This is a genomic window from Novosphingobium percolationis (assembly GCF_020179425.1).
GTDB classification, from domain to species: domain Bacteria; phylum Pseudomonadota; class Alphaproteobacteria; order Sphingomonadales; family Sphingomonadaceae; genus Novosphingobium; species Novosphingobium percolationis.
In genome coordinates, this window is the sequence record NZ_JAILYM010000003.1 from 98,604 (window position 1) to 124,055 (window position 25,452).

Annotated in this window: 21 protein-coding genes and 1 pseudogene; 16 read left to right on the top strand and 6 right to left on the bottom strand. The window is 67.2% G+C overall.

Annotated elements, in window-relative coordinates:
• Window positions 1-222: 222 nt before the first annotated feature.
• Entirely contained in the window at window positions 223-852 is a 630-nt protein-coding gene (locus K3A84_RS08895) for a LysE/ArgO family amino acid transporter (RefSeq protein ID WP_225008991.1), read from the bottom strand.
• A gap of 10 nt (window positions 853-862) precedes the next feature.
• On the opposite strand from K3A84_RS08895, the gene K3A84_RS08900 reads away from it, so the two are divergent.
• Window positions 863-1,828 carry a LysR family transcriptional regulator ArgP gene (locus tag K3A84_RS08900; protein WP_225008992.1) on the top strand — a complete coding sequence of 322 codons (966 nt, stop codon included), beginning with the start codon at window positions 863-865 and terminating at the stop codon, window positions 1,826-1,828.
• Window positions 1,829-1,893: 65 nt separating this feature from the next.
• Here K3A84_RS08900 and K3A84_RS08905 read toward each other — a convergent pair whose 3' ends face one another.
• Window positions 1,894-2,190, bottom strand: a complete 297-nt coding sequence (locus tag K3A84_RS08905; RefSeq protein WP_225008993.1) for a DNA replication terminus site-binding protein — start codon at window positions 2,188-2,190, stop codon at window positions 1,894-1,896.
• A gap of 982 nt (window positions 2,191-3,172) precedes the next feature.
• Between K3A84_RS08905 and K3A84_RS08910 the strand changes: the two genes are divergently transcribed.
• The gene (locus tag K3A84_RS08910; RefSeq protein WP_225008994.1) at window positions 3,173-3,766 is read left to right on the top strand and encodes a hypothetical protein; all 594 of its coding nucleotides are present in this window, start codon (window positions 3,173-3,175) and stop codon (window positions 3,764-3,766) included.
• Window positions 3,767-3,934: 168 nt separating this feature from the next.
• Window positions 3,935-4,183: pseudogene (locus tag K3A84_RS08915) on the top strand (IS3 family transposase); the annotation flags it as partial.
• A 59-nt stretch (window positions 4,184-4,242) separates the two neighbouring features.
• Here the strand turns inward: K3A84_RS08915 and K3A84_RS08920 are convergent.
• Window positions 4,243-4,770 (bottom strand): hypothetical protein, encoded by a 528-nt coding sequence (locus tag K3A84_RS08920; RefSeq protein ID WP_225008995.1) that lies wholly within the window; start codon window positions 4,768-4,770, stop codon window positions 4,243-4,245.
• 82 nt (window positions 4,771-4,852) lie between these two features.
• Here K3A84_RS08920 and K3A84_RS20630 point away from each other — a divergent pair, with 82 nt between their 5' ends.
• The 7 genes from K3A84_RS20630 to K3A84_RS08955 all read left to right on the top strand — a co-directional run bounded on the left by K3A84_RS20630 (window position 4,853) and on the right by K3A84_RS08955 (window position 13,727).
• The gene (locus tag K3A84_RS20630; protein ID WP_225009421.1) at window positions 4,853-5,122 is read left to right on the top strand and encodes a helix-turn-helix domain-containing protein; all 270 of its coding nucleotides are present in this window, start codon (window positions 4,853-4,855) and stop codon (window positions 5,120-5,122) included.
• Window positions 5,119-6,162: a tyrosine-type recombinase/integrase gene (locus tag K3A84_RS08930; RefSeq protein ID WP_225008996.1), complete on the top strand. Its 1,044-nt coding sequence runs from the start codon at window positions 5,119-5,121 to the stop codon at window positions 6,160-6,162. The genes K3A84_RS20630 and K3A84_RS08930 overlap by 4 nt, the downstream gene beginning before the upstream one ends.
• Window positions 6,163-6,519: 357 nt before the next feature.
• Window positions 6,520-7,383 carry an aldo/keto reductase gene (locus tag K3A84_RS08935; RefSeq protein WP_225009422.1) on the top strand — a complete coding sequence of 288 codons (864 nt, stop codon included), beginning with the start codon at window positions 6,520-6,522 and terminating at the stop codon, window positions 7,381-7,383.
• A 5-nt stretch (window positions 7,384-7,388) separates the two neighbouring features.
• On the top strand, window positions 7,389-7,883 hold the full coding sequence (locus tag K3A84_RS08940; RefSeq protein WP_225008997.1) for a nuclear transport factor 2 family protein: 495 nt from the start codon (window positions 7,389-7,391) through the stop codon (window positions 7,881-7,883).
• A gap of 348 nt (window positions 7,884-8,231) precedes the next feature.
• Complete coding sequence (locus K3A84_RS08945; protein WP_225008998.1) at window positions 8,232-9,026, top strand: ImuA family protein; 795 nt, start codon at window positions 8,232-8,234, stop codon at window positions 9,024-9,026.
• A complete protein-coding gene (locus tag K3A84_RS08950) occupies window positions 8,926-10,494 on the top strand; it encodes a Y-family DNA polymerase (protein WP_225008999.1) in 1,569 nt (522 codons plus the stop codon). The genes K3A84_RS08945 and K3A84_RS08950 overlap by 101 nt, the downstream gene beginning before the upstream one ends.
• Window positions 10,491-13,727, top strand: coding sequence for an error-prone DNA polymerase (locus K3A84_RS08955; protein WP_225009000.1), 3,237 nt, complete (start codon window positions 10,491-10,493; stop codon window positions 13,725-13,727). Before K3A84_RS08950 ends, K3A84_RS08955 begins: the two co-directional genes overlap by 4 nt.
• 29 nt (window positions 13,728-13,756) lie before the next feature.
• Here the strand turns inward: K3A84_RS08955 and K3A84_RS08960 are convergent, their stop codons facing one another.
• Window positions 13,757-15,355, bottom strand: coding sequence for an MBL fold metallo-hydrolase (locus tag K3A84_RS08960; RefSeq protein ID WP_225009001.1), 1,599 nt, complete (start codon window positions 15,353-15,355; stop codon window positions 13,757-13,759).
• A gap of 159 nt (window positions 15,356-15,514) precedes the next feature.
• On the opposite strand from K3A84_RS08960, the gene K3A84_RS08965 reads away from it, so the two are divergent.
• The 6 genes from K3A84_RS08965 to K3A84_RS08990 are packed head-to-tail and all read left to right on the top strand — an operon-like array spanning window position 15,515 to window position 23,074.
• The gene (locus K3A84_RS08965) at window positions 15,515-16,192 is read left to right on the top strand and encodes a winged helix-turn-helix domain-containing protein (protein WP_225009002.1); all 678 of its coding nucleotides are present in this window, start codon (window positions 15,515-15,517) and stop codon (window positions 16,190-16,192) included.
• Window positions 16,189-17,205 carry a sensor histidine kinase gene (locus K3A84_RS08970; protein WP_225009003.1) on the top strand — a complete coding sequence of 339 codons (1,017 nt, stop codon included), beginning with the start codon at window positions 16,189-16,191 and terminating at the stop codon, window positions 17,203-17,205. Before K3A84_RS08965 ends, K3A84_RS08970 begins: the two co-directional genes overlap by 4 nt.
• Window positions 17,206-17,260: 55 nt before the next feature.
• On the top strand, window positions 17,261-18,367 hold the full coding sequence (locus K3A84_RS08975; RefSeq protein WP_225009004.1) for an efflux RND transporter periplasmic adaptor subunit: 1,107 nt from the start codon (window positions 17,261-17,263) through the stop codon (window positions 18,365-18,367).
• 10 nt (window positions 18,368-18,377) lie between these two features.
• The gene (locus K3A84_RS08980) at window positions 18,378-21,479 is read left to right on the top strand and encodes an efflux RND transporter permease subunit (RefSeq protein WP_225009005.1); all 3,102 of its coding nucleotides are present in this window, start codon (window positions 18,378-18,380) and stop codon (window positions 21,477-21,479) included.
• Window positions 21,472-22,719 carry a TolC family protein gene (locus K3A84_RS08985; protein ID WP_225009006.1) on the top strand — a complete coding sequence of 416 codons (1,248 nt, stop codon included), beginning with the start codon at window positions 21,472-21,474 and terminating at the stop codon, window positions 22,717-22,719. The genes K3A84_RS08980 and K3A84_RS08985 overlap by 8 nt, the downstream gene beginning before the upstream one ends.
• A complete protein-coding gene (locus K3A84_RS08990) occupies window positions 22,706-23,074 on the top strand; it encodes a hypothetical protein (protein WP_225009007.1) in 369 nt (122 codons plus the stop codon). The genes K3A84_RS08985 and K3A84_RS08990 overlap by 14 nt, the downstream gene beginning before the upstream one ends.
• 262 nt (window positions 23,075-23,336) lie before the next feature.
• Here the strand turns inward: K3A84_RS08990 and K3A84_RS08995 are convergent, their stop codons facing one another.
• Complete coding sequence (locus K3A84_RS08995; RefSeq protein WP_225009008.1) at window positions 23,337-24,020, bottom strand: response regulator transcription factor; 684 nt, start codon at window positions 24,018-24,020, stop codon at window positions 23,337-23,339.
• Window positions 24,017-25,450, bottom strand: a complete 1,434-nt coding sequence (locus tag K3A84_RS09000; RefSeq protein WP_225009009.1) for a sensor histidine kinase — start codon at window positions 25,448-25,450, stop codon at window positions 24,017-24,019. The genes K3A84_RS08995 and K3A84_RS09000 overlap by 4 nt, the downstream gene beginning before the upstream one ends.
• Window positions 25,451-25,452: the final 2 nt, after the last annotated feature.

The following is a 25,452-nucleotide window of genomic DNA, read 5'->3' on the forward strand; positions in this document are numbered from 1 at the left end:
TAAGCGCCGGACGTCGGCTTCTGGCCACAACTGCCATTCAACACGTGGCTACGGAACGGCCGAAAAGTCCCAGACCCTGTCGATTCAGGACCACCGTTTGGCCGTGAATCGATGGCGGGTTTCGACACGCCTATCCAAGGTCAGGAACGTCGGCGTGCCCGGTCAGACGTCTTTCAGCGCGAGTGATTGGTGGCACACCATTCTCGTCAAGCTTAGACGGACTCAGGTTGGCGTTTCGAGCGCTCCCAGCAACAGTGAAGCGGCGAGCGTAAGCATGATGGCGCCAACGACGGCATCGAGCACACGCCACGCCTGAGGCTTCGCAAACACCGGCTGGAGCATGCGTGCACCATAGCCGAGCGCTGCGAACCACGCGATGCTGGCACTGGCGGCGCCTGCAACGAAGATCGGACGGAGCGCAGCAGGCTGGGCCGCGCCGGCGGCCCCCATCAGCAGCACCGTATCGAGGTAGACGTGCGGATTGAGGAACGTGAACGCAGCGGTAGCGGCGATGGCCCGGCCGAGCGGGACAGCAGCGCCCGTCTCGAAGGTCATCGATGCGGACGACGCCATGCGCTGGAGGGCCTGGACGCCATACCAGCCGAGGAAGGCTACACCACCCAAGGTAAGCACCAGCTTCAACTGCGGGACGGCCGACAGGAATGCGCCGACACCGCTCACCCCGGTGGTGATCAGCAGGGCATCGGCACACCCGCAAAACAGCACGATGGCACCGACATGTTCACGCCGCAGCCCTTGGCGCAGCACGAATAGGTTTTGAGCGCCGATCGCCATGATCAGCGCAGCGGACAGGGCGAAACCGTTGAGGAACGGCGGAAGGATGCTTGTCATGAGGAGGGTAATGGCGGTGCAGATCGCACCAGACCAACTTGTTCTTCTAACGCCAATGAAGCATTGCTTCATCATGCTCGACTATACCTCGCTCGCTGCGATCGCCGCCGTCATCCAGGAAGGCAGCTTCGAACGTGCAGCGGAACGTCTGGGTGTCACCCCGTCGGCCGTGTCACAGCGAGTCCGCGGGCTGGAAGAGCGGCTCGGCACCATCCTTGTCGTGCGGGGGCAGCCTTGCACTGCAACGACGCAGGGCAGCGCCCTGTGCGCGCACTTCGATCGCGTGCGACTGCTGGAAGCCGACCTTTCACCGATGCTGACGAAAGGCACCGAACAATCCGATGCACACTCGACGCTGCGTATCGCGGTCAATGCCGATAGCCTGGCCACATGGTTTGCCGAGGCGGCGGTCGCGTTCTCAAGGTCCACGGGACACCTGCTGGAACTGACCCTGGAGGACGAGGCGCGGACTGCCGACCGGCTGCGCTCCGGCGAAGTGCTGGCCGTGGTCAGCAGTGACCCGACCCCGGTGCAGGGTTGCAAGACGATCTCCCTCGGAGCCCTGCGCTATGTTGCCTGCGCCAGCCCTGCCTTCATGGCCGAGCGTTTCGCGACTGGTGTCGATGCTGCCACGCTCGCTGGCGCACCGTTCATGCGCTTCGATCCCCACGATCGGCTTCAGGCCCGCTGGGCGCGCGAGGCCCACGATGTCGCGTTGGTAGGCCCATCACACCGCCTTCCATCAACGCATGCCTTCCTCGATTTCGCGCTGGCAGGCGCTGCCTGGGGTATGCATCCGCTGCCGTTGGCACGCCGATACCTGGAAACCGGCGCGCTGGTCGAACTGCCGCCGCAGCGACCGCTCGATGTTGCGCTATATTGGACGGTGGCGCGCCTCCATGCCTCGGCGCTGCGTGCACTGACCGAGGCGGTCAGGTCCGCTGCCAGAGCCGCCTTGGTTCAACTGACCGCTTAGGTCCCTTCGGAGCGATTTCCAACCTCGGCGAATCGGCGGCACCGGAGTGGAGGTGCGTGCCGGCTCTAGGACTTCTCGATTCTCGCGCCGCACTCCTTGCGGCTGATTTTTTTGATCTTTCGGCTCATTTCCCACCCGCGCCCAAGCACCGAATGCGTCATGGTCACCTCGATACGACGCACGAGGTGATTGACATGATGGCGGTTTTCAAAGCGGCAGTCAGCAGTGCTCTGGTCCGCGATCCGGTGACGATTTTCGCCCGCGACTCTGCCCAGGCAACCCTGCTCTTCCAGCTCTGACGCGAGAAGCACACCCCGAAGTCGGTCGATGGCCCCGCTGTAATCATGCGGATCACCGCGCATGAGCTTACCCTGCACCCCCAACTCGCTGCAGCTGCAAACGCTGGAGCTTTTGGCTTCGCATGGTGGATTGGTCACCGTCAGCGGTGGTGGTCACGCCGCCCGACAGTCATTTACTCGGACAAAATTCGGCGCTGCGTCGACCGTGCGGTGATTCGCGTTCTCCGGTTCGTCGGAGTTCGACGCGCCCTGTGTCTTTGCGCTCAGCCACGAAGCAGCGATCGCAACGCTGAACGAGCCAGCCTCGACCAGTGCGGGTCGGAGGCAATCCATGCGCGCGCCATGCGGAGCACAGCGAATTGGGGAGCATTGGTCGCCCTAACCGGCCATCGACTTGCACGCCCGCGACCCAACCCGTTGATGCAAAAGCGGTTTGGAAGGTCGGCCGCAAAAAAGGAAGAACCCTAAAATGCCCTCGGAGCGCTTGTGAGGCCGTGCGCGGGCGCTTGGCTACACAGGTGGCCTCCGTGCGTCATTTCGCGCTGCAAGGGGCCTTGCAGGGCAAATTTGAGCATATATGTTCCGGTAATGTTCCGGATGAGGCAGATGCTGAACTCCGCATGCTGGTCGCTTCGCTGACACTCCGAGGATTTTCTCTTCCACCCACGAACTGTGTTCAGCCGAGCGCAGCTCTGTTTCTCGAACGAAGTGAGAGAAACCTAAGAATCTAGAATATATAAAATATATATTAAAAACAAACAATCAAACGTGCGCAAGCGCACGCGGCGTGCGCGGTGTGCCCGCGAGTTGCACGCGACAGGACCGGAGTCAAGATCAGTCTGCGGAGGGCAACGAAGCGGCTCCGCTGTTGCCGGCGATCAGGCTTGCGAGCTTCACGCAGCGCCTCGTTCTAGCTCGCAGCACGGGGATGCGCCTAGCAGTCCAACAGGCTCATTTTTCTCGATTGTCGGACCAATCCCAGCCCGCATCCAAGCACCGAATGCGTCATGGTCACCTCATCGACAACGAATGAGGTCACCGATCAATGGCTCGAGTATTCCTGGCGTCAGACTGTTCCTGGCGCACGCCGCTGACCATCATCGCGCGTGACGGCGATGAGGCATTTCGCTTCGCCTATCTCTGGAGCGTGACGCACGATCCTGCGGTCTTTGCCAATGAGATTGGGCTCACCGCGCTCTTTGATGAAGACCTGGCCTTCCAACCTCAACTGGCCGAAATCGCAAGGTCTGGTCTGCTCGGCGTGGCATGGTGGACTGGGGAGCAAAGCGGCTGGCTGGTCGGTCCACCCGACGGCGAAGCACTCGGCGAGATTTCACCGCCGGCCCCTTCTCTGCAGGTCTATGTGTTCCAAACCATGGAGCCCGGCGGCACCTATGTGGTGGCTGAAACTGACACGCACGCGCTCGAACTGCTCAACGCCTACAGCCGCCACAGGAACGGCTGGGATGCATCCTACCATCAGGTCATCAGGCTGTCGGCGTGGCTCCTGCATGGGCGTGTCATCACCCTCCGGGACGAGATGTTCGCCGGCAAGGTCGGCATTGGGCATGAGTGCCAGGACGGTTTCTACCGGGTCTTCGCGCCGGGGGAGGATAAGTCGATGGGCAAGCGGCACTAAAGGAAGATCTGACGCGCCGCGAACGTCCTCGATAGTGCGTGGCGCCTTGTGCGGAGCGCAAGTCCCAGCTCGGCAGCGGCTAGGCCCCACCGATGGCGACGCGCGGGGCGAAATTGCCCCACTGTCACCGTCGCTCAAGTGCTACGTGTTCACGACGATGGATCCCTTTGCCTGCGCATCCACCCCAGCGGTTTCTAAGCATGGCAGAAGAGCCCGCTGAGCCAGCGGGCTCGGGAAGATGCTCGGCAAACAGAGTTGATCCGGTGGGCCTGGAACGACAGCGGCAAAGTCTAGGGCTACCGCAAGCTGCACGATGATCTGCTCGATCATGCGGAGACCTGTTGCCCGAACTGAGTTGCGCGGTTGACCAGACTTGCAGGTATCAAGGCGCAGATCGGCTACAAGCGCAGGACGGGCCACCGTTCCGCTGCTCACTGTGACCGGGTGGGATCCAGACCTCGGCGTGCAGTGTTGCTTTAGCTGTCTAGCAGGTATTCGATGCCACCCATTAGGTGTTCCCACTCCGCGTCGGACATCCCCAAGGGCTCATGCCGTTGGATCAGGTCCAACAATGCAGCTTCATGGTCATTGACCCGCCGGGGTATCGGCTTGCCGCCCCGAAGCACTTCGAGAACGAAGTTTACCCGTTCGGTGGAAAGGTCGGGTGCGGAGGCAGCCGCGTCGCAGATCCGACGCACCTCGCTTGGCAGGTCCTCTTCGGCAGAATGTGTCAGCAGAGCCCAGACCATCGGCTCGCGTTGCTCGAGCACTGCGCGCGTGAACTCGACCGCGTTCATCTTGAGCATCTCTGCGAGTTGCGGGGCGCGCTCGAGAGGGATCGCCATTCTGCCATTACTCATATGGCTCAATACGGTCGCCTGTTTGATGCCCAGCGCACTGGCCAAGGCCCTGAGGCCGCCTGGGTGTTGGTCAGTGTGACGACGTATCGCGGCGTTGAGCATGATCGTCGCGCGGCTGTGCGCGTAAGGGAATGAAGTGGTCATCGGGACGACACTAGCCCGAACCCATTGACATTTCTACGTTGTGTGTCATTCACCACACATCTTGAAATTGTTTGAGGTGACCATGGAAAATTTCGAACTACTGACGGAAGCCGAAGTGGCCAAAGTGCTTCGCATCAGTCCTCGAGCGCTACGGAGTGCGAGGGCAGCCGGGGAGCTCCAGCATGTGAAAATCGGACGGCTCATCCGCTACCGGCAGGAACACGTCGAATCTTTCATCAGGCAGGCGACGGTGCAGGCGCCCGGTCGAGCAGCTCGAGTTCCCAGTGTGGTGCGCGGACGTCGGCAGCCAGTCCGCACGTTCACGGCTCGCAACCAAGGTCTGGCTGCATGAGCGTCTACAAGCGCGGCAACACGTTCTATTATGATTTCCAGTTCCGCGGTGTTCGATACCACGGGCCTACCGGGTGCACTTCAAAACGCAAAGCATTGGAGGTTGAACGGCGCGCCAGGGAAGACGCAGCATTGCCTTCCCGCCAGCGACCAAGCATCACCTTGGATGAGGCGTGCGGTCTTTATCAAGACAAGGTTGAAGCGCTCCCGTCGTGGCCTACCGCTCGCTACATGCTTGCGGCGTTGATCAAGGGTCTCGGCGGGGCGCGCACGCTGTCAGACGTGACCCAACTCGACCTTCAGCGTTACTATGCCAAGCGAGGCAAGGGTCGAAGCCCTGGGACGATCAACAGAGAAGTGGACGTCGCACGTGCCGTTTGGGCACATGCCGAGGCGACGCGGTTTGACTTCGGTGAAAAGCCGAACTGGCGCGCGCTGAAGGCAAAGGACCCTGCCAAACCGGAGCGAGAGCTATCCGTCGACGAAGAGCAGCGCCTGTTCTCGCATTTGCGCGAGGACGTTCGTGATGCGGTGGACTTTCTCTTAAAATCGGGCTGGCGGCGCAATGAGGTGCTCAATCTACGCTGGCAGGATTGCGATCTTTGCGAGCGAACAGCCATCACTCGTATCAAAGGCGGCGATGTGATCCGACGCCCGCTGACAAACGCACTGGTGGAGATCATCAGGCGCCAACCAAAGGTGGGGCTGGAGGTGTTCACCTATATCTGCCAGAAGTCGAGCAAGACGCGCCGCAAGGGGACGCGATACGCTCTCACGCCGACATCGCTGCGCAAGCCCTTCGCCAATGCGCTTATACAGGCCGAGATCTCGCAGCTTCGCATCCACGACCTGCGGCACACGCGCGCTACGAGGATCGTAAGGAGCACCGGATCGTTGCCGGCTGCAAAAGCCGCGCTAGGGCACAAGACAATCGCCACCACGCAGCGCTATGCGCATGTTCTAGACGAAGACACACGGCGGGCCCTCGATGCAAGCGAGTCCCACAATATTCCCACACGAAATTCTTCAAGTGCTGGATAACGCGAGGTTTTCTGCGCCCTATCGAGTGGTTGTGCATCACCGTGTAAACGAGATGCTCTACCAACTGAGCTAACCGCCCCTGCCCGGGAAGGGGCGCTACTGCGCGGTTTTTGGGCGGTCGTCAATGGTGGGGCGGAGCTGGGCCGGTTGCGTGCGCGCCTCCGGAATCGGCGACGCCATGCCGGTGCCGGCCCGGCGCTGAATGGCGCGCACCCTTCATGCCATAGGGGCATTCATACGGTACGGGCATAGGCCCATGCCGATTTTGCGATCTAATCTCGCGCCGCCCGACCAGCTAGAACCCTTGCGAGCGCCGCGCGCAATGGCGCTTGCGTTGCCGTTGCCAAGGAGACGATGATGACCAGCCAGCCATCCAGCGTGACGCTGAACAACGGCGTCGAAATGCCCATTCTCGGCTTCGGCGTGTTCCAGGTGCCCGATCCTGCGGAGTGCGAGCGCAGCGTGCTCCACGCGCTCGATGTCGGCTACCGCCTGCTGGACACGGCAGCCTCCTATGGCAACGAAGCTGCGGTCGGGGCTGCGATCAAGGCGAGCGGGATCGCGCGCGAGGAGATCTTCGTCACGACCAAGCTGTGGGTGGAGGATGCCAGCTACGACGGAGCAAGGGCGGCGGTCGAACGCTCGCTGAACAAGCTCCGGCTCGACGTCATCGACCTCTACCTGATCCACCAGCCCTACGGCGACGTTTATGGGGCGTGGCGGGCGATGGAGGAACTGCACCGCGCGGGCCGCATCAGGGCTATCGGCATCAGCAATTTCTATCCCGATCGCGTGGTCGATTTCGTGCTGCACAACGAGATCGTCCCTGCGGTCAACCAGATCGAGATCCATCCCTTTCACCAGCAGGAAGACGCACTGGCGACCTTGCGCGAACATGGCATCCAGGCCGAAGCCTGGGGACCGTTCGCCGAAGGCCGGAACGGGCTGTTCGAGAACGCGGTGTTGCAATCCATCGCTCGCAAGCATGGCAGGACCATCGCACAGGTCACGCTGCGCTGGCTGATCCAGCGCGGCATCGTCGCCATCCCCAAGTCGGTGCGCAAGGAGCGCATGGCCGAGAATTTCGCGGTGTTCGATTTCGAACTGGACGCAGCGGACGTCGCCGCGATCGGCGGCCTTGACCAGAAGGCGAGCAGTTTCTTCGACCACCGCGACCCTGCGATGGTGAAGTGGCTCGGCACGCGCAAGCTGGAAGGTTGAACGTCATGACGGCCACGCTCGGTCGCCGCCCCTTCATCGCCGCTCGCCTGATCGTTATCGGGCTGGTCGCGGCGGGCTTCACCCTTGCCGGGAGTTCCGCCATGGCCAATCCGCCCGTCGCATCGATCGTCGATGACCGTCACGCCCTGCTCGACCTTTCGCAGCAAAAGTGGTCGTGGATGGCCGAGCGCCGCACCGACAAGCTGGATGCGTTGTTCCACCCGGCCGCTCGCTTCGTCCACATGGGCGCGACGATGGACAAGGCGGCGGAGCTTGAGGTGATCGCCAGCGGGCGGATCCAGTACAAGCGCGCCGACGTCAGCGAGGCGTCGGTCGAACTGCTGGGCGATACCGCGATCGTGTTCAGCCGCCTGCGCCTGCTGGCGGTGGTCAACGGCACCGAGGTGACCAACCCCTTCAGCGTCACCGAAGTCTACGTCCGCCGCGATGGCCGCTGGTTGCTGGCGACGATGGCGTTCACCCGGCTTCTTGGAGAGTGACGAAGCGCCGTTGAATCGAGCGCTTCCCACAGGGCCTCGGGCAGCGGCTGATCCAGCATGGCGGCGTTTTCCGCTGTCTAGGCGGGGCACTTGGCCCCCGGCACGATCGCGTCGTTGGCCATGCCCAGCCCTTTATCGCGCCCTGATCGCGCGGGGAGCAGCGCGCACGGAATGCCCCGTCGCGTGCATGGCCAAGTGTTCGTTACACGCCTGACGATCGCGCAAATCTTGGCGCAATAGACCGATTTTCGGCTTCTCGTCTTTTCCCGCCGCGATGGTGCGAGCCTGTCGGCGCTTGTCCCCACATGAGGGTTGCCCTGAGTGAGGAATGGAACATAATAGGAACATATGAGAATCGTTCCAGCCCTGATGCGCTCGTGCGCGGTGTCGGTCGAGTCGTCCCGTCAGGCACTCGGCCCCGCTTCGCTCGGTATCGCCTCGCTCGATGCCGCGCTGGGGGGCGGGCTGGCGCAGGGGCGTGTGCATGAAGTCTATGCGGCCGAAAGCGATGATGCCGCCAGCGCGGCGGGATTTGCCGCGGGCGTGGCGGTGTGCCTGGGAACGGCCGATCCGGGCCGCTCGGTGCTGTGGCTGCGGGACCAGCGCGCAGCGCGCGTGGGCGGCGTGATGCAGGCCCCGGGCTGGGCCGAACTGGGCGGTGCGCCGGGCCGGGGGCTGGTGGGCGTAATGCCCGATGCGATGGCCCTGCTGCGCGCCGCCGTCGATGCCTTGCGCTGCGCCGCGCTGGGCGCGGTGATCGTGGAGTGCTGGGGCGCGATGCGCGAACTGGACCTGACCGCCAGCCGCCGCCTTGCGCTGGCTGCGGAGAAATCGGGGGTGCCCCTGCTGCTGCTGCGTCCTGACGCCGCGCCCGTGCCCAGCGCGGCGCAAACCCGCTGGCAGGTGGCCGCCGCGCCTTCGTGCACGCTTCCCGGCAACGCGCCGGGAATGCCGACTTTTGATGTGACCTTGCTGCGCCAGCGATCGGGCCCTTGTGGCATTTCCTGGCGGCTGGAGTGGGACCGTGACCGACGCTTGTTCCGTGACGCGGCGCTATCTGGCGCTGTGGTTTCCCCTGCTGCCCACCGACCGGCTGCGGATACAGGAAGGGATGGGGAGCGCCGCGACCGGCGGGCAGCTTGACGCGCCGCCTGATGCGCCGCTTGTCCTCGTTGCCAAGGTCAAGGGCGCGCTGCGGTTGGGTGCCGTCGATGCCCATGCCCGCGCGCTGGGGATCGCGCCGGGCCAGACGCTGGCCGATGCACGCGCGCTGCATCCCGACCTTGTCGTGGCCGACATGGACGAGGATGCCGATCGCCACTGGTTGCGGCGGCTGGCGGAGCACTGCATCGCCTGGTCGCCGCGCGTCACCGTTATTCCTCCCGACGGCGTGACGCTGGACATCGCGGGAAGCGAACATCTGTTCGGTGGCGAGGCGGGCCTTGCCGCGCAGGCAGAGGAGACCTTTGCCGCGATCGGGATGCGCGTGCGCATGGCCGCCGCCTGCACCGCGCAAGGCGCGCAGGCGCTGGCGCGCCATGCCCGCCTGCCCGTGGGGGACGAGCGGCAGGCGCTGCGGGCCCTGCCGGTGCAGGCGCTGGGGCTTGACGAGGAGGCGACGCTCGCCCTGCGCCGCGCGGGGCTGAAGACCATCGGCGATCTTGCATCGCGCGCCGCCGCCAGCATCGCTGCGCGTTTCGGCGCGGACGCGGTGACCGCGCTGCGCCGCCTGCTGGGCGAGGAGCACGCGCCGATCGACCCGCTGGCGCAACCCGAGCCGCTCCATTGCGAACGCCGCTTTGCCGAGCCGGTGGCGTTGCAGGCGAGCATCGCCGCCTGCTTTGTCGACCTGCTGCGCGAGGCGGCGCGCATGCTCGAACAGCGCGGGCTGGGGGGGCGACGCTTTGTCCTGACGCTGTTCCGCAGCGATGGCGCGCGCCACCGGCTGGCGATCGAGACGGGCCTGCCTACGCGCGATCCGGCGCCGGTGCTGCGCCTGTTCGACGAACGCATCGGCGCGCTGGCCGATCCGCTCGACCCCGGCTTCGGCTATGATCGCATCACGCTGTTCCTGCCCGTTACCGAGCCGCTGGCCGCCAGCCAACCGGCCCTCGATGGCGGAGAGCAGGAGGCAGGCGCGCTGGCCGACCTGATCGACCGGCTGAGCACGCGGCTGGGGCCGGGCACCCTGTGCCGCCTTGTGCCGCAGGACAGCCACATTCCCGAACAGGCGCAGCTTGCCCTGCCCGCGATCCACGCGCGTGCGCCCGTCCACTGGCCCACGCCGCCGGCAGGCGAGCCGCCGCTGCGCCCGCTGTTCCTGTTCGATCCGCCGCAGCCGGTGGAGGTCATCGCCGAGGTGCCCGACGGCCCGCCGCACCGCTTTCGCTGGCGGCGCAAGCTGCACGAGGTGCGGCTTTACGAAGGGCCGGAGCGGATCGCGGCGGAATGGTGGCGGCGCAAGGGAGGCGAAGATCCCGGGAAGGGTGGACTGACGCGCGACTATTACCGGATCGAGGACGTGCGCGGGCGGCGCTACTGGATCTTTCGCCACGGGCTCTACGATGAAAAGCCCGATCCGAAGTGGTATCTGCACGGGCTGTTCGCATGATGGCCCCGCCTGCTTTTGCCGAACTGGTCGCGGCCACCAATTACAGCTTCCTGCGCGGCGCTTCGCACCCGGCGCAGATGGTGGCGCGAGCCCATGCGCTGGGCATGGCGGGCATCGGCATCGCGGATCGCAATACGGTGGCAGGCGTGGTGCGCGCGCATGTGGCCTGGCGCGAGGTGGGCGGGCTTGCGGGCGGATTTCGCCTGGCTGTGGGGGCGCGGCTGGTCTTTGCCGACGGCACGCCCGACGTCATCGCCTATCCCGCCACGCGCCACGGCTGGGGGCGGCTGACCCGGCTGCTGACGCTGGGCAACCGGCGGGCGGAAAAGGGCGATTGCACGCTGCACCTGCCCGATCTGCTCGACCATGCCGACGACCTGCTGCTGATCTCCATGGGGCGAGACCGGGCAGTGCTGGAGCGGCTGGCCGAGGCGCGTCCGGGTGCGGTGTGGCTGGCGGCGACCATGCAGCGCAACGGGGCCGATGCGCGGCGGCTGGAGCAGGCGCGGGCGCTGGGCGCGGCTTGCGGCGTGCCGCTGATCGCCACGTGCGATGCGCTTTACGATCATCCCGATGCGCGGCCGCTGCACGATGTGCTGACCTGCATCCGCGAAGGCGTGACCATGGCCGAGGCAGGGCGCCGCCTGCTCGCCAATGCCGAGCGCCATCTGAAACCGCCCGCCGAAATGGCGCGGCTGTTCCGCGCGTGCCCCGAAGCGGTCACGGCCAGCACCGGGATCCTGTCGCGCATCGCCTTCACGCTCGATGACCTGCACTATGAATATCCGCACGAGCCGGTGCCCGAAGGCTGGCAGCCGCAGGCGTGGCTGGAACATCTGGTGCGCGAAGGCGGGCGGGCGCTTTTCCCCGATGGCCTGCCGGAAGCCTACCAGACCGTGCTGGGCGAGGAGTTCGGCCTGATCCGGCAGAAGAACTACGCTGCCTATTTCCTCACCGTGCACGACATCGTGCGCCATGCGCGCAGCCTCGATCCGCCGATCCTGTGCCAGGGCCGGGGCAGCGCGGCCAATTCGCTGGTTTGCTATTTCCTGGGCATCACGCCGATCGACCCGGTGCGCGAAAAGCTGCTGTTCTCGCGCTTCCTGTCCGAACAGCGCGACGAGCCGCCCGATATCGACGTGGACTTCGAGCATGAGCGCCGCGAGGAGATCATGCAGTACATCTATGCCCGCTATGGCCGCGAGCGGGCAGGCATCGCCGCCACGGTGATCCACTATCGCCCGCGCAGCGCACTGCGCGAAGTGGGCAAGGCGCTGGGGCTGACCGAGGACGTGACCGCGCGCCTCGCCTCCACCATCTGGGGCAACTGGGGCGATGACGTGCCCGAGACCCGCGTGGCGCAGGCCGGGCTGGACATCGCCAACCCGCAGATCGCGCGGCTGAAGGCGCTGGTCGATCAGGTGCTGACCTTTCCCCGCCACTTGTCGCAGCATGTCGGCGGTTTCGTGCTGACCGAGACGCGGCTTGATGAACTGGTGCCGATCCACAATGCGGCCATGCCCGATCGCACCTTCATCGAATGGGACAAGGACGATATCGACGCGCTGGGCCTGATGAAGGTCGACGTGCTGGCGCTGGGCATGCTGACCTGCATCCGCAAGAGTTTCGACCTGCTGCGCGTGCATGGTGTGGCCGACCTGACGCTGGCCACCGTCCCGCGCGAGGACGCGGCGACGTATGCCATGCTGCATCGCGGCGACAGCATCGGCACGTTCCAGGTGGAAAGCCGCGCGCAGATCGCGATGCTGCCCCGGATGAAGCCCAAGGAACTGTACGACCTTGTCATCCAGGTGGCGATCGTGCGGCCGGGACCGATCCAGGGCGGCATGGTCCATCCCTATCTGCGGCGGCGCAATGGCGAGGAGGCGGTGGTCTTTCCCAGCCCGGCACCTCCGCACGATCCCGACGAGTTGCGCGAAGTGCTGGGCAAGACGCTGGGCGTGCCGCTGTTTCAGGAACAGGCGATGAAGCTGGCTATCGTCGCGGCCGATTTCACCCCGCCGCAGGCCGATGGCCTGCGCCGCGCGATGGCAACTTTCCGTCACCACGGCACCGTTCACAACTACGAGGATCTGCTGATCGAAGGCATGGTCAGGCGCGGTTACGAGCGGGACTTCGCCGAACGCTGCTATGAACAGATCAAGGGCTTTGGCGACTACGGCTTTCCCGAAAGCCACGCGCAGGCCTTTGCCTGGCTCGCCTATGTCTCGTCCTGGCTGAAATGCCGCCACCCGGCTGCGTTCACCTGTGCGCTGCTCAACAGCCAGCCGATGGGCTTCTACGCGCCTGCGCAACTGGTCCGCGATGCGCAGGACCATGGGGTGGAAGTGCGGGCGGTGGATGTGAACGACAGCCATTGGGACTGCACGCTGGAAGGGGTTGTGCGGCGAGCGCTGGCGTTGCGGCTGGGGTTTTCCCGGATCGACGGTTTCCGGCAAGGATGGGCCGAGGCGATCGTGCAGGCCCGGCAGGATGGCGCGTTCGCCTCGATCGAAGATCTCGCCCGGCGCACCGCGCTGCCGCCCGCCGCCTTGCGCAAGCTCGCCGATGCCGACGCTTTCGGCGCGCTGGCGCCCTCGCGCCGCGATGCCTCGTGGGATGTGCGCCGCACGCCGCCCACGCAATTGCCGCTGTTTGCCTTCGCCGATGCGCCCGAACTTGGCCGCGAAGCCGATGCGCGCCTGCCTGCCATGCCGCTATCGGAGGAAGTCGTGGCCGATTACCAGACTGCGCGCCTTTCGCTGAAGGGGCATCCGATGCAGTTCCTGCGCGATGCGCTGAGCCGCGAAGGCGTGCGATCCTGCGCGGATGCCAACGCGCTGCCCGATGGCCGCAAGGTGCGCGTTGCGGGCGTGGTGCTGACCCGCCAGCGCCCGGGCAAGGGCAATGCCGTGTTCATCACGATCGAGGACGAGACGGGGATCGTCAACGCGCTGCTGTGGGCGCGTGATCTGGACAAGCAGCGCCGCGCGGTGATGGCCGCGCGCCTGATGCTGATCGAGGGGGAGATCCAGAAAAGCAAGGAAGGGGTGGTCCACCTGATGGCCGCGCGCGTGATCGACCGCACCGCCATGCTCGACCGCCTGACCGATCAGGAGCGCGTCTCTCCGCCGATTTCGCGCGGTGACGAAGTCCACCACCCCCAGCGCCCGCGCACGCACGGCCATCCCCGCGATGTCAGGGTTCTGCCCCGGTCACGGGACTTCCACTGAACCTTGCGCATCCAAGCGCGGCGCGTGCGTCATTTCGCCGCGCGGTCGTGCTTCCGCGCCCGGAAACTTTCATAGCTGTCGAGCACGGCGCGCATGTCCTCGATCGCCTTCTGCCTCGCCGCACTGTCGCGGATCCGGGCGAGGCGGCGCTTCAGGTTGAGCGCGAGGTCGGTGCAATCGTTCTGCCAGTCGCTCCCCAGCGCGGGACGCAGGTCCTCGCGCCCGGTCCTGACCCGGCGCGCCGGTTGCCCGGCCGACAATTCGTAGCTTTCGCCGATTTCGGGAACGATCACCGCTGGCGCCAGCTTGCGCGTCTGCGCCAGTTCCTGAAGTGCGGCGATCGCGCCCTTCTCGCCATGGTCGAGGAACAGGCCTCCGGCGATGGGGCCGCGTTCGGTGATCCAGTCGAGCAGCTCGCTCTGGTCGGCGTGCGCGGAATAGCTCTCGATCCGCCGAATCTGCGCCCGCACGCGCACGTCGCGGCCCGAGATACGCACCCGCTGCGCGCCATCGAGAATGACCCGGCCGAGCGATCCTTCGGCCTGGAAGCCGACGAACAGGATCGTCGAATCCCGCCGTGGCAGGTTGTAGAACAGGTGGTGGCGGATGCGCCCGGCCTCGCACATGCCCGAGGCCGACAGGATGATCGCACCCGACATCGTGTTGAGCCGCATCGATTCCAGCACGTCGTTGGTGTAGTGGATGGCCGGGTCTGCGAAGACGTTGCGCCCGCCTGTGTCTTCCAGTTGCCCGGCATATTTGCCGAATACGGTCGTGGCGCGGCTGGCGAGCGGGGAGTCGACGAAGACCATGGCATGGCCGATTCTTCCGCTGCGCGACAGTTCGGCGATGTCGAGCAGCAGTTCCTGCGTGCGTTCGAGCGCGAAGGCCGGGATCACTAGGTTGCCGCCCCGTGCGCGCGCTTCGACGATTTCCATTTCGAGCAGGCGGCGGCGCTCCTCGATCGAAACCCGCTGGCGGGCGCGATCGCCGTAAGTGCTTTCGCAAATCACGTAGTCGAACCCGGCGGGCGAGGTGGGATCGGGGTGGAATGCCTTGTTGTCTGGGCCGACATCGCCCGAATAGAGCAGGCGCACGCCGCCCGCTTCGACTTCGATGGAGGCCGCGCCGAGGATGTGGCCGGCGTTCCACAACCGGACGCGGAAGCCTTCGGCAGGCTCGAACCATTCGCCCAGGGCCACGGGGCGGGCCATGCGCCATGCGGCCAGCGCGTCGCGTTCGGTATAGATCGGCTGGAACGGATCTTCGCCCGCGCGATCGCGGCGCCGGTTGCGTCGTTCCGCCTCGTATTCCTGGATGCGTCCTGCATCGGCGAGCATGAATTCGAGCAGGTCGGTCGTCTCGCCCGTACACCAGATTGCGCCCTTGAACCCTTCTGCGGCCAAACGCGGGAGGAGGCCGCTATGGTCGATGTGGGCGTGGCTGAGGATCACCGCGTCGATGGACGGGGCCTCGAAGGCCAGCGGTTCATGATTGAGCGCTTCGAGCGAGCGTGAGCCCTGGAACATGCCGCAATCGAGCAGGACGCGGGATTTCCCGGCGCGCAGTTCGATGCACGAGCCCGTGACCGTCTGCGCCGCCCCATGAATCGTCAGCGAAAGCGACATCGACCGTTCCTCTCCTGCGCGCTTGGAGCATGGATCATCGGCCAAGCGCGGTCGTTGCGCCAGCGCAAAGGTCGGTGCGCGGCGCTTCGTCTTTGCCGTCAGGACAGCGTCAGGTATCACCGGCATGTCGGATGGTCATGGCAGGGGATGGGAAGACCGATGCGGCTGCTGATCGTCGAGGACAATGCGCGGTTGGCCGAACTTGTCGCCGAGGCGATGGGGCGGCGGGGCATGGCCTGCGACGTGGCGCCGACGCTGGCCTTCGCCGACGACGCGCTCGCCTGCGCGGCCTATGATGCGGTGCTGCTCGACCTGGGCCTGCCCGATGGCGACGGGCGGCAGTGGTTGCAGCGTCAGCGCGTTCGCGGCCTCGACGTGCCGGTGCTGATGTTGACGGCGCGCAGCGCGCTCGACGATCGTATCGGCGGGCTGGACGCCGGGGCCGACGACTATCTGGTCAAGCCTGCCGAAACCGAGGAAATCGCCGCGCGGCTGCGCGCGCTGCTGCGCCGACCGGGGCCGCGGGCGCACCCGGTGATCGAGGTGGGAGCGGTGCGCTTCGATACCGGCAGCCAGCGCACGACGGTGAACGGCACCGCCATCGACCTGACCCGGCGCGAGACCGCGCTGCTCGAACTGCTCATGCGGCACGCCGGGTCGGTCGTGCGTCGGCAGCAGATCGAGAACTCGCTCTATGGTTTCGACGACGAGGTTTCGGCAAACGCGGTTGATGCGATCGTTTCGCGCTTGCGGCGGCGGCTGGTGGAAGCGGGCGCGCCGCAGATCCTGCATACGATCCGCGGGCTGGGCTACCTGTTCGAGGAACGCGCGGCATGACGCACTCGCGTTCGGTCACGCGCCGGATCGCGCTGGGGCTGGCGGCCATCGCGGTGTTCGCGACCGTGACGCTGTGCGCGGCGGTGATGGCCGAATACGGCTTTTCGCTGGCCGATCTGGTGCACGAGGCCACCTGGCAGGCCGCCGGGCAGGAGATCATGGACCACGTGGGGTTGCCGATCCTGGTGGTGCTGGGACCGACGGTGCTGGCCACCAATGTCCTGCTGCATCGCGCGTTCCGGCCGCTGCGACAGGCGGCGGCCAAGATCGAGGCGACCCCACCGGGGCGCGGGGTGCGCGTGGGCGGCGCGGACCTGCCCGAAGAAGCCGCCCCCTTCGTCGAGGCGGTCAATCGCCTGTTGGGCCGACTGGACGCAACCGCCGAGCAGCAGGAGGCGTTCGCCTCGGACGTGGCGCATGAACTGCGCACGCCGCTGACCATCCTGTCGATGGAACTGGAACGCCCCGACCCGCTCGACCGCGCGCAATTGCAGGACGAGGTCCTGGCGATGCGGCGGCTGGTGGACCAGCTGCTGCTGCTGGCACAGGTCAACGCCGCCGCGACTGCGCCGCTGCCCCCGGCGCGGTTCCGGCTGTCCGACGTGGCCGAGGACGTCACGGCACGCCTTGCGCCGCAGGTCATCGCCGATGGCCGGATGATCGAGATCGAGGTGCTGGACCCGGCAGCTTCGGTCGAAGGCCATCGCGAGGCGGTCGCGGCGGCGCTGCGCAACCTCGTCGAGAACGGCGCGCGCGTCTCGCCGCCGGGCGGGACGGTCACGGTGCTGTGCGGGCCGGGGCCCGCACTGCGCGTGCGCGACGAAGGGCCGGGGCTTGCTCCCGACCAGCTCGCCCGGCTGGTGCGGCGGCATGAGCGGGCCGACCACGCCAGCCTGAACGGCGCGGGGCTTGGCCTCGCCATTGCCGACCGGATCATGGCCGCACACGGCGGGCGGCTGGCGACCGATCCCGCCGCGCGCGAGATCGCCATGGCCTTCCCGTCCGCACACTGAAAAGGGCGGCGCGCCGTCAGGTCCATGTCAGGTGCTCTCCTTAGGGCGAGCCTTCATGAGCAGACATCGCCTTATCCTTGCCATCGGCGCGGCCACAGCGGTTGCGGTGAGCAGCTACTACGGCCTTGCCGACCGATCCGCGCCAGAAGTGACGCCGGGCCCGCAGGCGGCGGCGCCTGCGTCCGACCTGATCGCGGTCGATGCGGCGAAGGCCGAAGCGCTGGGCCTCACGCTCGCGCCCGCAACGCCTGCCACGCAGGCGCCGCTCGCCGATCTTCCCGCGACGATCGCGCCGCCGCCCAATGCGCGCGTGGCCGTGCCCGCGACGCTGCCCGGCGTGGTGCTGCGCACGTTCGTGGTCGAAGGCGATCAGGTCGTGCGCGGGCAACCGCTGGCGCAAGTGGCGAGCCGTGACGTGCTGACGCTGGGCGCCGATCTTTCGCGGGCCAGCGCCCGGCTGGGCGTGGCGCAATCGGGCGCGGCGCGGTTGGGGCAGTTGAGCCGCGAAGGCATCATCGCAGGCGCACGCGCCGACGAAGCGCGGGCGCTGGCGGCCGAAGCCCGCGCCGACGTATCCGAAAAGAGCCGCATCCTGCGCATGGTCGGCGGCCATGCGGCGAGCGGCAGCTACACGATCTCCGCGCCGATCGCGGGCCGGGTGACCAAGGCCGAGATCCTCGCCGGAAGCCCGGTAGATGGTGCCAGCGCGCCGTTCGTGATCGACGCGGACGGTCGCTACGAAGTGACGGCGCAAGTGCCCGAACGCCTGCTCGGCACGATCCGCCCGGGCATGACGGTGCGCATCGGCGAGGCCAGCGGCACGGTGACCTCGGTCGGCACCGCGCTTGACCCCATGACCCGTTCCGCGCTGCTCAAGGCCCAACTCCCCGCAGGGCCGGGCATGATCGCGGGACGGGCGGCGACGGTGACCGTCCTTGGCCCTGCCCCGGCCGGGGCGGTCACCGCGCCAACCGGAGCGGTGACGCGCCTCGATGGCGCCGACGTGGTGTTCGTGGCCGCTCAGGGTGGCTTCAAGGTGCGCAAGGTGCGGCTTGCCACGGGTTCGGGTGGCGCTCCGGTGATCCTGTCGGGCCTCGCGGTGGGTGAGCGCGTGGTCGTTTCGGGCACCAGCGCGCTCAAGGCGCTGGCGCTGGCGAAGTAAGGGCGGAGCGATGCTGAACAAGCTCGTCGCGCAGGCGCTGGCCTACCGCATGATGGTGCTGGCTCTGGCGCTGGTCGTCGCAGGCCTTGGCGCATGGGCGTTCGTGCGCCTGCCGGTCGATGCCTATCCCAACATCGTCCAGACCCAGGTCAAGATCATCCTCAAGGCCCCCGGCATGACGCCCGAGGAGGTCGAAAGCCGGGTGATCGCGCCGATCGAGATGGAGATGCTCGGCATTCCGGGGCAGGCGGTGCTGCGCTCGACCGCCAAGTACGCCATCGCCGACGTGACCATCGATTTTCAGGATGGCACGGACCTCTACTGGGCGCGCAACCAGGTGGCCGAACGCCTGACCGGCGTGCTGGCCGATATGCCCGCCACGGTCAGCGGCGGCCTTGCGCCCATTTCGACGCCGCTGTCCGATGTCTACATGTTCACCATCGAGGGGCCGCTGTCGCTTCAGGAGAAGCGCGAGCTGCTCGACTGGACGATCCGTCCGGCGCTGCGCACGGTGCCGGGCGTGGCCGACGTCAACGCGCTGGGCGGCTTCGTGCGCACCTTCGAGGTGCGGCCCGATCCGGTAGCGCTGGCCTCGGCGCGGCTGTCGGTCTCGGACATCGAGACCGCGATCGAGGCGGGCAACCGCAACGATGGCGCGGGCCGACTGGTCAGCGGCGAGGAATCGCTGATCGTGCGCTCGGTCGGCGCGATCCGCACGGTCGAGGACTTGCAGGCGCTGGTGCTGGCGAGCCGTGACGGGCGCATCCTGCGCCTCGGCGACGTGGCGCAGGTCACGACCGGCAGCCTCACCCGCTATGGCGCCGTGACGAAGAACGGCGCGGGCGAGGCGGTCGAAGGGCTGGTGATCGGCCTGCGCGGCGCAGATGCGCGCGCCGTGGTCGACGGGGTCAAGGCGCGGCTCGCCGAAGTCGAGGCGGGGCTGCCCAAGGGCACGAAGATCGACGTGTTCTACGATCGGTCGGACCTGATCGGCCACGCCGTGGGCACGGTCGAGGAAGCGCTGCTCGAAGCGACGGTGCTGGTGATCGTGCTGCTGGTGGTGTTCCTGGGCGACTGGCGCGCGGCGGCGATCGTGGCGGTGACGCTGCCGATGGCCGCGCTCATCACCTTCCTGTTCATGGGCATGGCGGGGCTGACCGCCAACCTGATGAGCCTGGGCGGCCTTGCCATCGCCATCGGGATGCTGGTCGATGGCGCGGTGGTGGTGGTCGAGAACGTGGTGGAACGGCTGCAGGGCGAACACCATGAAGGCGCTCCACGGCTCAATTCGGTCTATCGCGCCACCAGCGACGTCGTCGTGCCGGTTTCGGCGGGCATCCTGATCATCGCGCTGGTGTTCCTGCCGCTGCTGTCGTTGCAGGGGCTGGAGGGCAAGCTGTTCGCGCCGGTGGCGCTGACCATCGTGTTCGCGCTGGCAGGCTCGCTGCTGTTGGCGCTGACGCTGGTGCCGGTGCTGGCCTCGCTGGGCCTGAAGGCGGGCGGCGGCCACCACGAACCCTGGATCATGCGCCAGCTGACGCCGCGTTACCGCGCGCTGCTGGTTGGTGCCTTCGCGCGCAAGAAGATGGTCTATGGCCTGTCGGGCGCGGGCCTGGTGCTGGCGGCGCTGGCCTATGTTTCGGTCGGCAAGACCTTCATGCCGACGATGGACGAAGGCTCGGTGATCGTGCAGCTGACCAAGCTGCCCTCGATCAGCCTTGCCCGGTCAGTGGAAGGCGACATGGCAGTGCAGCGCGCGCTCAAGCGCGTGCCCGAAGTGCAGGATGTGATCGCGCGCGTCGGTTCGGACGAGCTGGGGCTCGATCCGATGGGCCTCAACGAAACCGACACATTCGTGCGGCTGAAGCCGCGTTCGGAATGGCGCGGCGACAAGGACTTCGTGGTCGAGGAACTGCGCAAGGCGACTGAGGGCCTGCCCGGCATCCAGACCAGCTTCACCCAGCCGATCGAGATGCGCGTTTCCGAAATGCTCACCGGCGCGCGCGGCGACCTGGCCGTCAAGATCTTCGGGCCCGACCGCGAGGTGCTGGCCGATCTGGCGGGGCAGGTGCGCCAGGCGCTGGGCAAGGTGCGCGGCGCGACCGAGGTCCTGACCGTGGCCAACGACCGCGTCGATTACTTTCAGCTCGATATCGACCGTGCTGCCGCCGGGCGGTTCGGGATGCCGGTCGACCAGTTGCAGGATACCTTGCGCGCGCAGGTCGAAGGCGTCCGCGCCGGGGTCGTCGCCGAAGGGCAGCGCCGCGTGCCCATCGTGATCCGGGGCGACGATGTCGTGCGCAACGATCCCGCGCGCTTTGCCGACCTGCAGATGCTCACCCCCACCGGCACGCTCGCCCGCGTCAGCGACATGGCGCGGATCGACCGCACCGAAGGCCCGGTGAAGATGGAGCACGAGAACGGCTCGCGCTTCGCTCTTGTGCAGGCCTTCGTCTCGGGCCGCGACCTTGTCGGTTATGTCGACGAGGCCAAGGCCGCGGTGGCGAAGGGCGTGCGCCTGCCCGCCGGATACCGCCTTGTCTGGGGCGGGCAGTTCGAGAACCAGCAGCGCGCTTCGGCGCGGCTGATGCTGGTGATCCCGGTCGCGCTGCTGCTGATCTTCTTCGTGCTGCTTGCCACCTTGCGCTCGCTGCGCGCTTCCACGCTGATCCTTGCGAACATTCCGTTTGCGATGGTCGGCGGGGTGATCTCGCTGTGGGCGTCGGGCGAATACCTCTCGGTGCCCGCTTCGGTGGGCTTCATCGCGCTGCTGGGCATCGCGGTGCTCAACGGGCTGGTTCTGGTCTCCTACTTCCGCCAGCTGAGTTATGAAGGCCGCCCGATGGCCGAAGCGGTGCGGCTGGGGGCAGAACGCCGCCTGCGCCCGGTGCTGATGACGGCAAGCATCACCGCGTTCGGCCTCGTGCCGCTGCTGTTCGCCTCGGGCCCCGGCTCTGAAATCCAGAAGCCGCTGGCCATCGTGGTGATCGGCGGGCTGGTCAGCTCGACGCTGCTCACCCTCGTCCTTCTGCCCATCCTGTTCGAACGCTTCGGGGAATCCCCGGCAGAGCGCGACGACGACATGCCCGAGGAGGCTGCGGCCCATGGCTGACCTTTCGCCCCGGCCGCTGCTGGCCGCCATGCTGGCGCTGCTGCCCGTCGCGGCGCAGGCGGCACCGTCTCTTCCGCCTGAAGGCGCGGTCGTCGCCGTGCTCGACAACGCGCCCTCGGTCGCTGCGGCACGGGCCCGGCTGGGCGCGGCGCAGGCGGGGGCGACGATGCTGGCCAAAGGCACCCACGAAGTGACCGTGATGGGCAGCTACGTGACCCGCGACGTGACCGGCGAGCGCCGCTTCGACGAGTTCGACGCCACGGTGACGCGCGCCTTTCGCCTGCCCGGCAAGGCCGCGCTCGATCGCAAGGCGGGCGCGCTGGGCGTCGAAGTGGCGCAGAACCGGATGGAGGACACCCGCCACCAGGCCGCGCTGATGCTGTCGCGCCTGTGGTTCGACTGGCTGACCGCAGGTGAGCTGGCGCGCTGCGACGATGCCAATGTCACGCTGCTGGAACAGGCCTTGCACGCGGTGGAACGCCGCGCGCAGTTGCGCGATGCCGCCGCGCTCGAGATCGACCAGGCCCGCGCCGCGCTCGATCAGGCGCGCGCGCTTTCGGCAGGCTCGCACGCGGCGAGCGAAGAGGCCCGGGCCATGCTCGCCGCGATCTTCCCCGACCTGCCGCTGGGGGCAGAGCCGCCTGCGCTCGGCACGCCCGAAGCGCCGCCGCAATCGCTCGACGCCTTGCGCGATCTCGTCATCGCGCGCAGCCATGAAGTTCGTGCAGCGGACCGCGAGGCGGCGCGGCTGGGCACGCTGGCCGAGCGCGCGCGCCGCGATCGCACTGCCGACCCGTCGATCGGCTTGCGCGCGTTCAGCGAACGCAGCGGCATGGAGCGTGGCGGCGGCATCGTGCTGTCGATCCCGCTGGGCGGGGGCTATCGCCGGGCCGTGGCCGAGCAGGCCGGGGCCGAGGCCAATGCCGGGCTGATGGACCTAGCCGAAGCGCGGCGCGTGGTCGAATCGACCGCAGATGCGGACCTTGCCGCCGCGCGCAACCGGGAAGGCGCGTGGCGACGCCTTGCCGCCGCCGCCGACTCTGCGGGAGCCGCGGCAGAGCGAACCGCGCGCGGCCATGCGCTGGGCGCGATCGACCTTGCCGATGTGCTGTCGGCAAGGCGGCTGGCCCGCGATGCGCAGCGGCTGGAGATCACCGCGCGGGCCGATGCGATCCGCGCGCTGCTCAAGCTGCAAATCGATTCCCACACGATCTGGATGGGTAGCGATGTCGAACCCTAGGATGCTTTCGTGGCTCGCTGCGGCGTGCGTGGGGTGCGCTGTCCTTCCCGTGCAGGCGCACGACAGCGCCGCCGCACGTGACGGGCTGGTGGAATTGCGACAGACGAAGCTGGAGCGGCGCGGCGACGGGATTGTCGCCGAAGCCCACGTTCGCGCACGGCGTTTGCGGACCGGGTTTCTGTCCGGCCACTTCGTGTTGCGGGCAAAGGCGACCGATGGAACGCCATCGCGGGTTGTTGCCAGCACGCCTTGCGTGGCGCAGCGCTGGCCCACGCATTGCGCGCTGGTGCTGGGCGGTTCGGATCTGTCGCCCGAAGATCTGGTCGTCGGCTTCGAGCGGCGGCTCGAACGCTAGGCCGTAAACTCATAACCGGCACCATCGAGGCGCCAAAATGGCGAACAGCTCGGGCCAAGGCGCCCGCCGGGAGGGCTGGTTGCCCTTCCAAGGGCGGCTTGGTTCGAGATGGAAGCCATTTTGGCGTCCCGCAGGGATTTGACCAGAAGGGCCATCTGCCGCGTCAGGAAAGCTTGAAATATCGACATATTCCTGCGCTTTCCTTCCTTGCACATGGCCCTTCTGCCTCAAACCTCGATGGTGCCGGTTATGAGTTTACGGCCTAGGTCGCGCCGCCGCCCAGCCGATAGCCGATGCCCGGCTCGTTGCGGATCAGCATTGGCTGTGAAGGGTCGGACTCGACCTTCAGCCGCAGCGCGCGCACGGCGACGCGCAGGTATTCCACATCGTCGCGATGCGCCTTGCCCCAGACCTGTTCGAGCAGGGCGGCATGGGTCAGCACGCGCCCCCTTCCTTCGGTCAGGGCGCGCAGCAGCGCGAATTCCTTGGGCGTGAGCGTGACCGGTTGGTCGTGAACCAGCGCGCGGTGATGGTCGATCTCAAGCCGCACCGGGCCGAATTCGACCACGTCGGCCACCGGGGCGACCTCGCGGTTGCGCAAGGCTGCGCGCAGGCGGGCGCGCAGTTCGTCGCCGTCGAACGGCTTGGTCACGTAGTCGGTCGCGCCAAGATCGAGCGCCGTCACCTTTTCGCGCACATCGTTGCGGGCCGAGACCACGACGATGGGCAAGGGCGCGATGCTGCGGATCGCACCAAGCAGTTCCAGTCCGTCGCGATCGGGCAGGCCCAGATCGAGCAGCACCGCGTCGATACCCCCCCTTTCGAGCAGCACGATCGCATCGCGCGCATTATGGGCGTGGGAAACCTCGTGACCATCAACCGCCAGCACCACCGTCAGCAGGCGCAGGATGGCAGGCTCATCGTCGACGCACAGGATGCGGCTCATGCCGAGGGGGCCTTCGCCAGCGGCATGGCCAGCGTGAAGCGCGCGCCGCCGCCGGGCGCCTGATCGACCGAAACCGTCATGCCCATGGCATCGGACAGTCCCTTGACGATGGCAAGGCCAAGGCCGCTGCCGCTGGTACGGTCGCTGCCTTCGGCCCGCGCGAAACGCTCGAAGATGCGATCGCGTTCGGCTTCGGGCACGCCGGGCCCGTCATCGACGATGGACAGCAGCACAGCATCGGCGATGGCCCGCCCTTCCACGCGGATCAGCGCCCGGGCATGGCGCTGCGCGTTGTCGAAAAGGTTGGCGAGGATGTGGTCGAGCAGGACCGCATCTGCCCGCACGAAGGGCAGGTCGGCGCGGATGTCCCGCTGCAGCGCAACGCCGGGCCGCAGGGCCAAGCGGCCCAGCGCTTCGGTCACGGCATCGACCGGGTCGATGCTTTCCAGCGCGGGTTGCAGCGCACCGTCTTCGATCCGCGCGGCTTCGAGCAGGTCGGACAGGCTGTGTTGCAGGTGTACGGCGGCGGCCATGGCCTCGGCGGCGGAGGGGTGGTCCCGCGCCAGCAGTTCGAGCCGCCCGACCAGCACCGTCATCGGCGTGCGCAGATCGTGCGAAAGCGCGGCAAGAAGCGTCTGGCGCAGGCGGTTGCTTTCGGCCAGCAATTCGCGCTCGCGGCGCTCGGCTTCCAGCGCGTCGCGGTCGCGGCATTGGCCCAGCAGCAGCGCCAGTTGTGCAAGGTGGTCGATCTCCTGCCGTGAACGGGTGGTGCCGTCGGGCCGCTGCGCGATCGCGGCGACCGCGCGATCGCGCCGGTTGCGTGGCGCGAGCGGCAGGAACGTCCAGTCGGCGGCGGGCATCACTTCGGTGCCATGTCCGGTCACGTCGCCATTGTGCTGCGCCCAGGCAGCGGCGGCCTGATCCAGCGAGGACAGCAGGACGGAGGGCCTGATCTGCGATGGATCGGCCAGCACCTGCATCTGGCCATACCGTTCGGCGACGAGGGCGACCCCGCGGTCGAACGCGCTGGCGGCGGGATTGCCCGCGAGCGCCGCCGACAGTTCCGCAAGTTCCGCGCTCAGCCGCGCGCGGTCCAGCGCTTCGATCTCGCGGGCCTTCAGCCGCGTGGCGAGGCGGCTGGTGACCAGCGCCACGGCCACCAGCACGATCACGCTGACCAGATTTTCCGGCGCATGGATGCGGAACGTGTAGCGCGGCGGCAGCAGGAAGAAGTTGTAGGCGGCAGCGCTCGCCAACGCGGCGAACAGCCCTGGCCCAAGGCCCCCGCGTGCGGCGGCGAACAGAACCGGCAGCAGGAACAGCAGCGCCGCCGAGGCAAGGCCCAGTACCGGCAGGAAGGTGGTGGTCGCCCAGACCACGCCACCGACGGCGACAAGGGCGGCGAGGTAGAGGGTGAACGGGCGTTGCATCG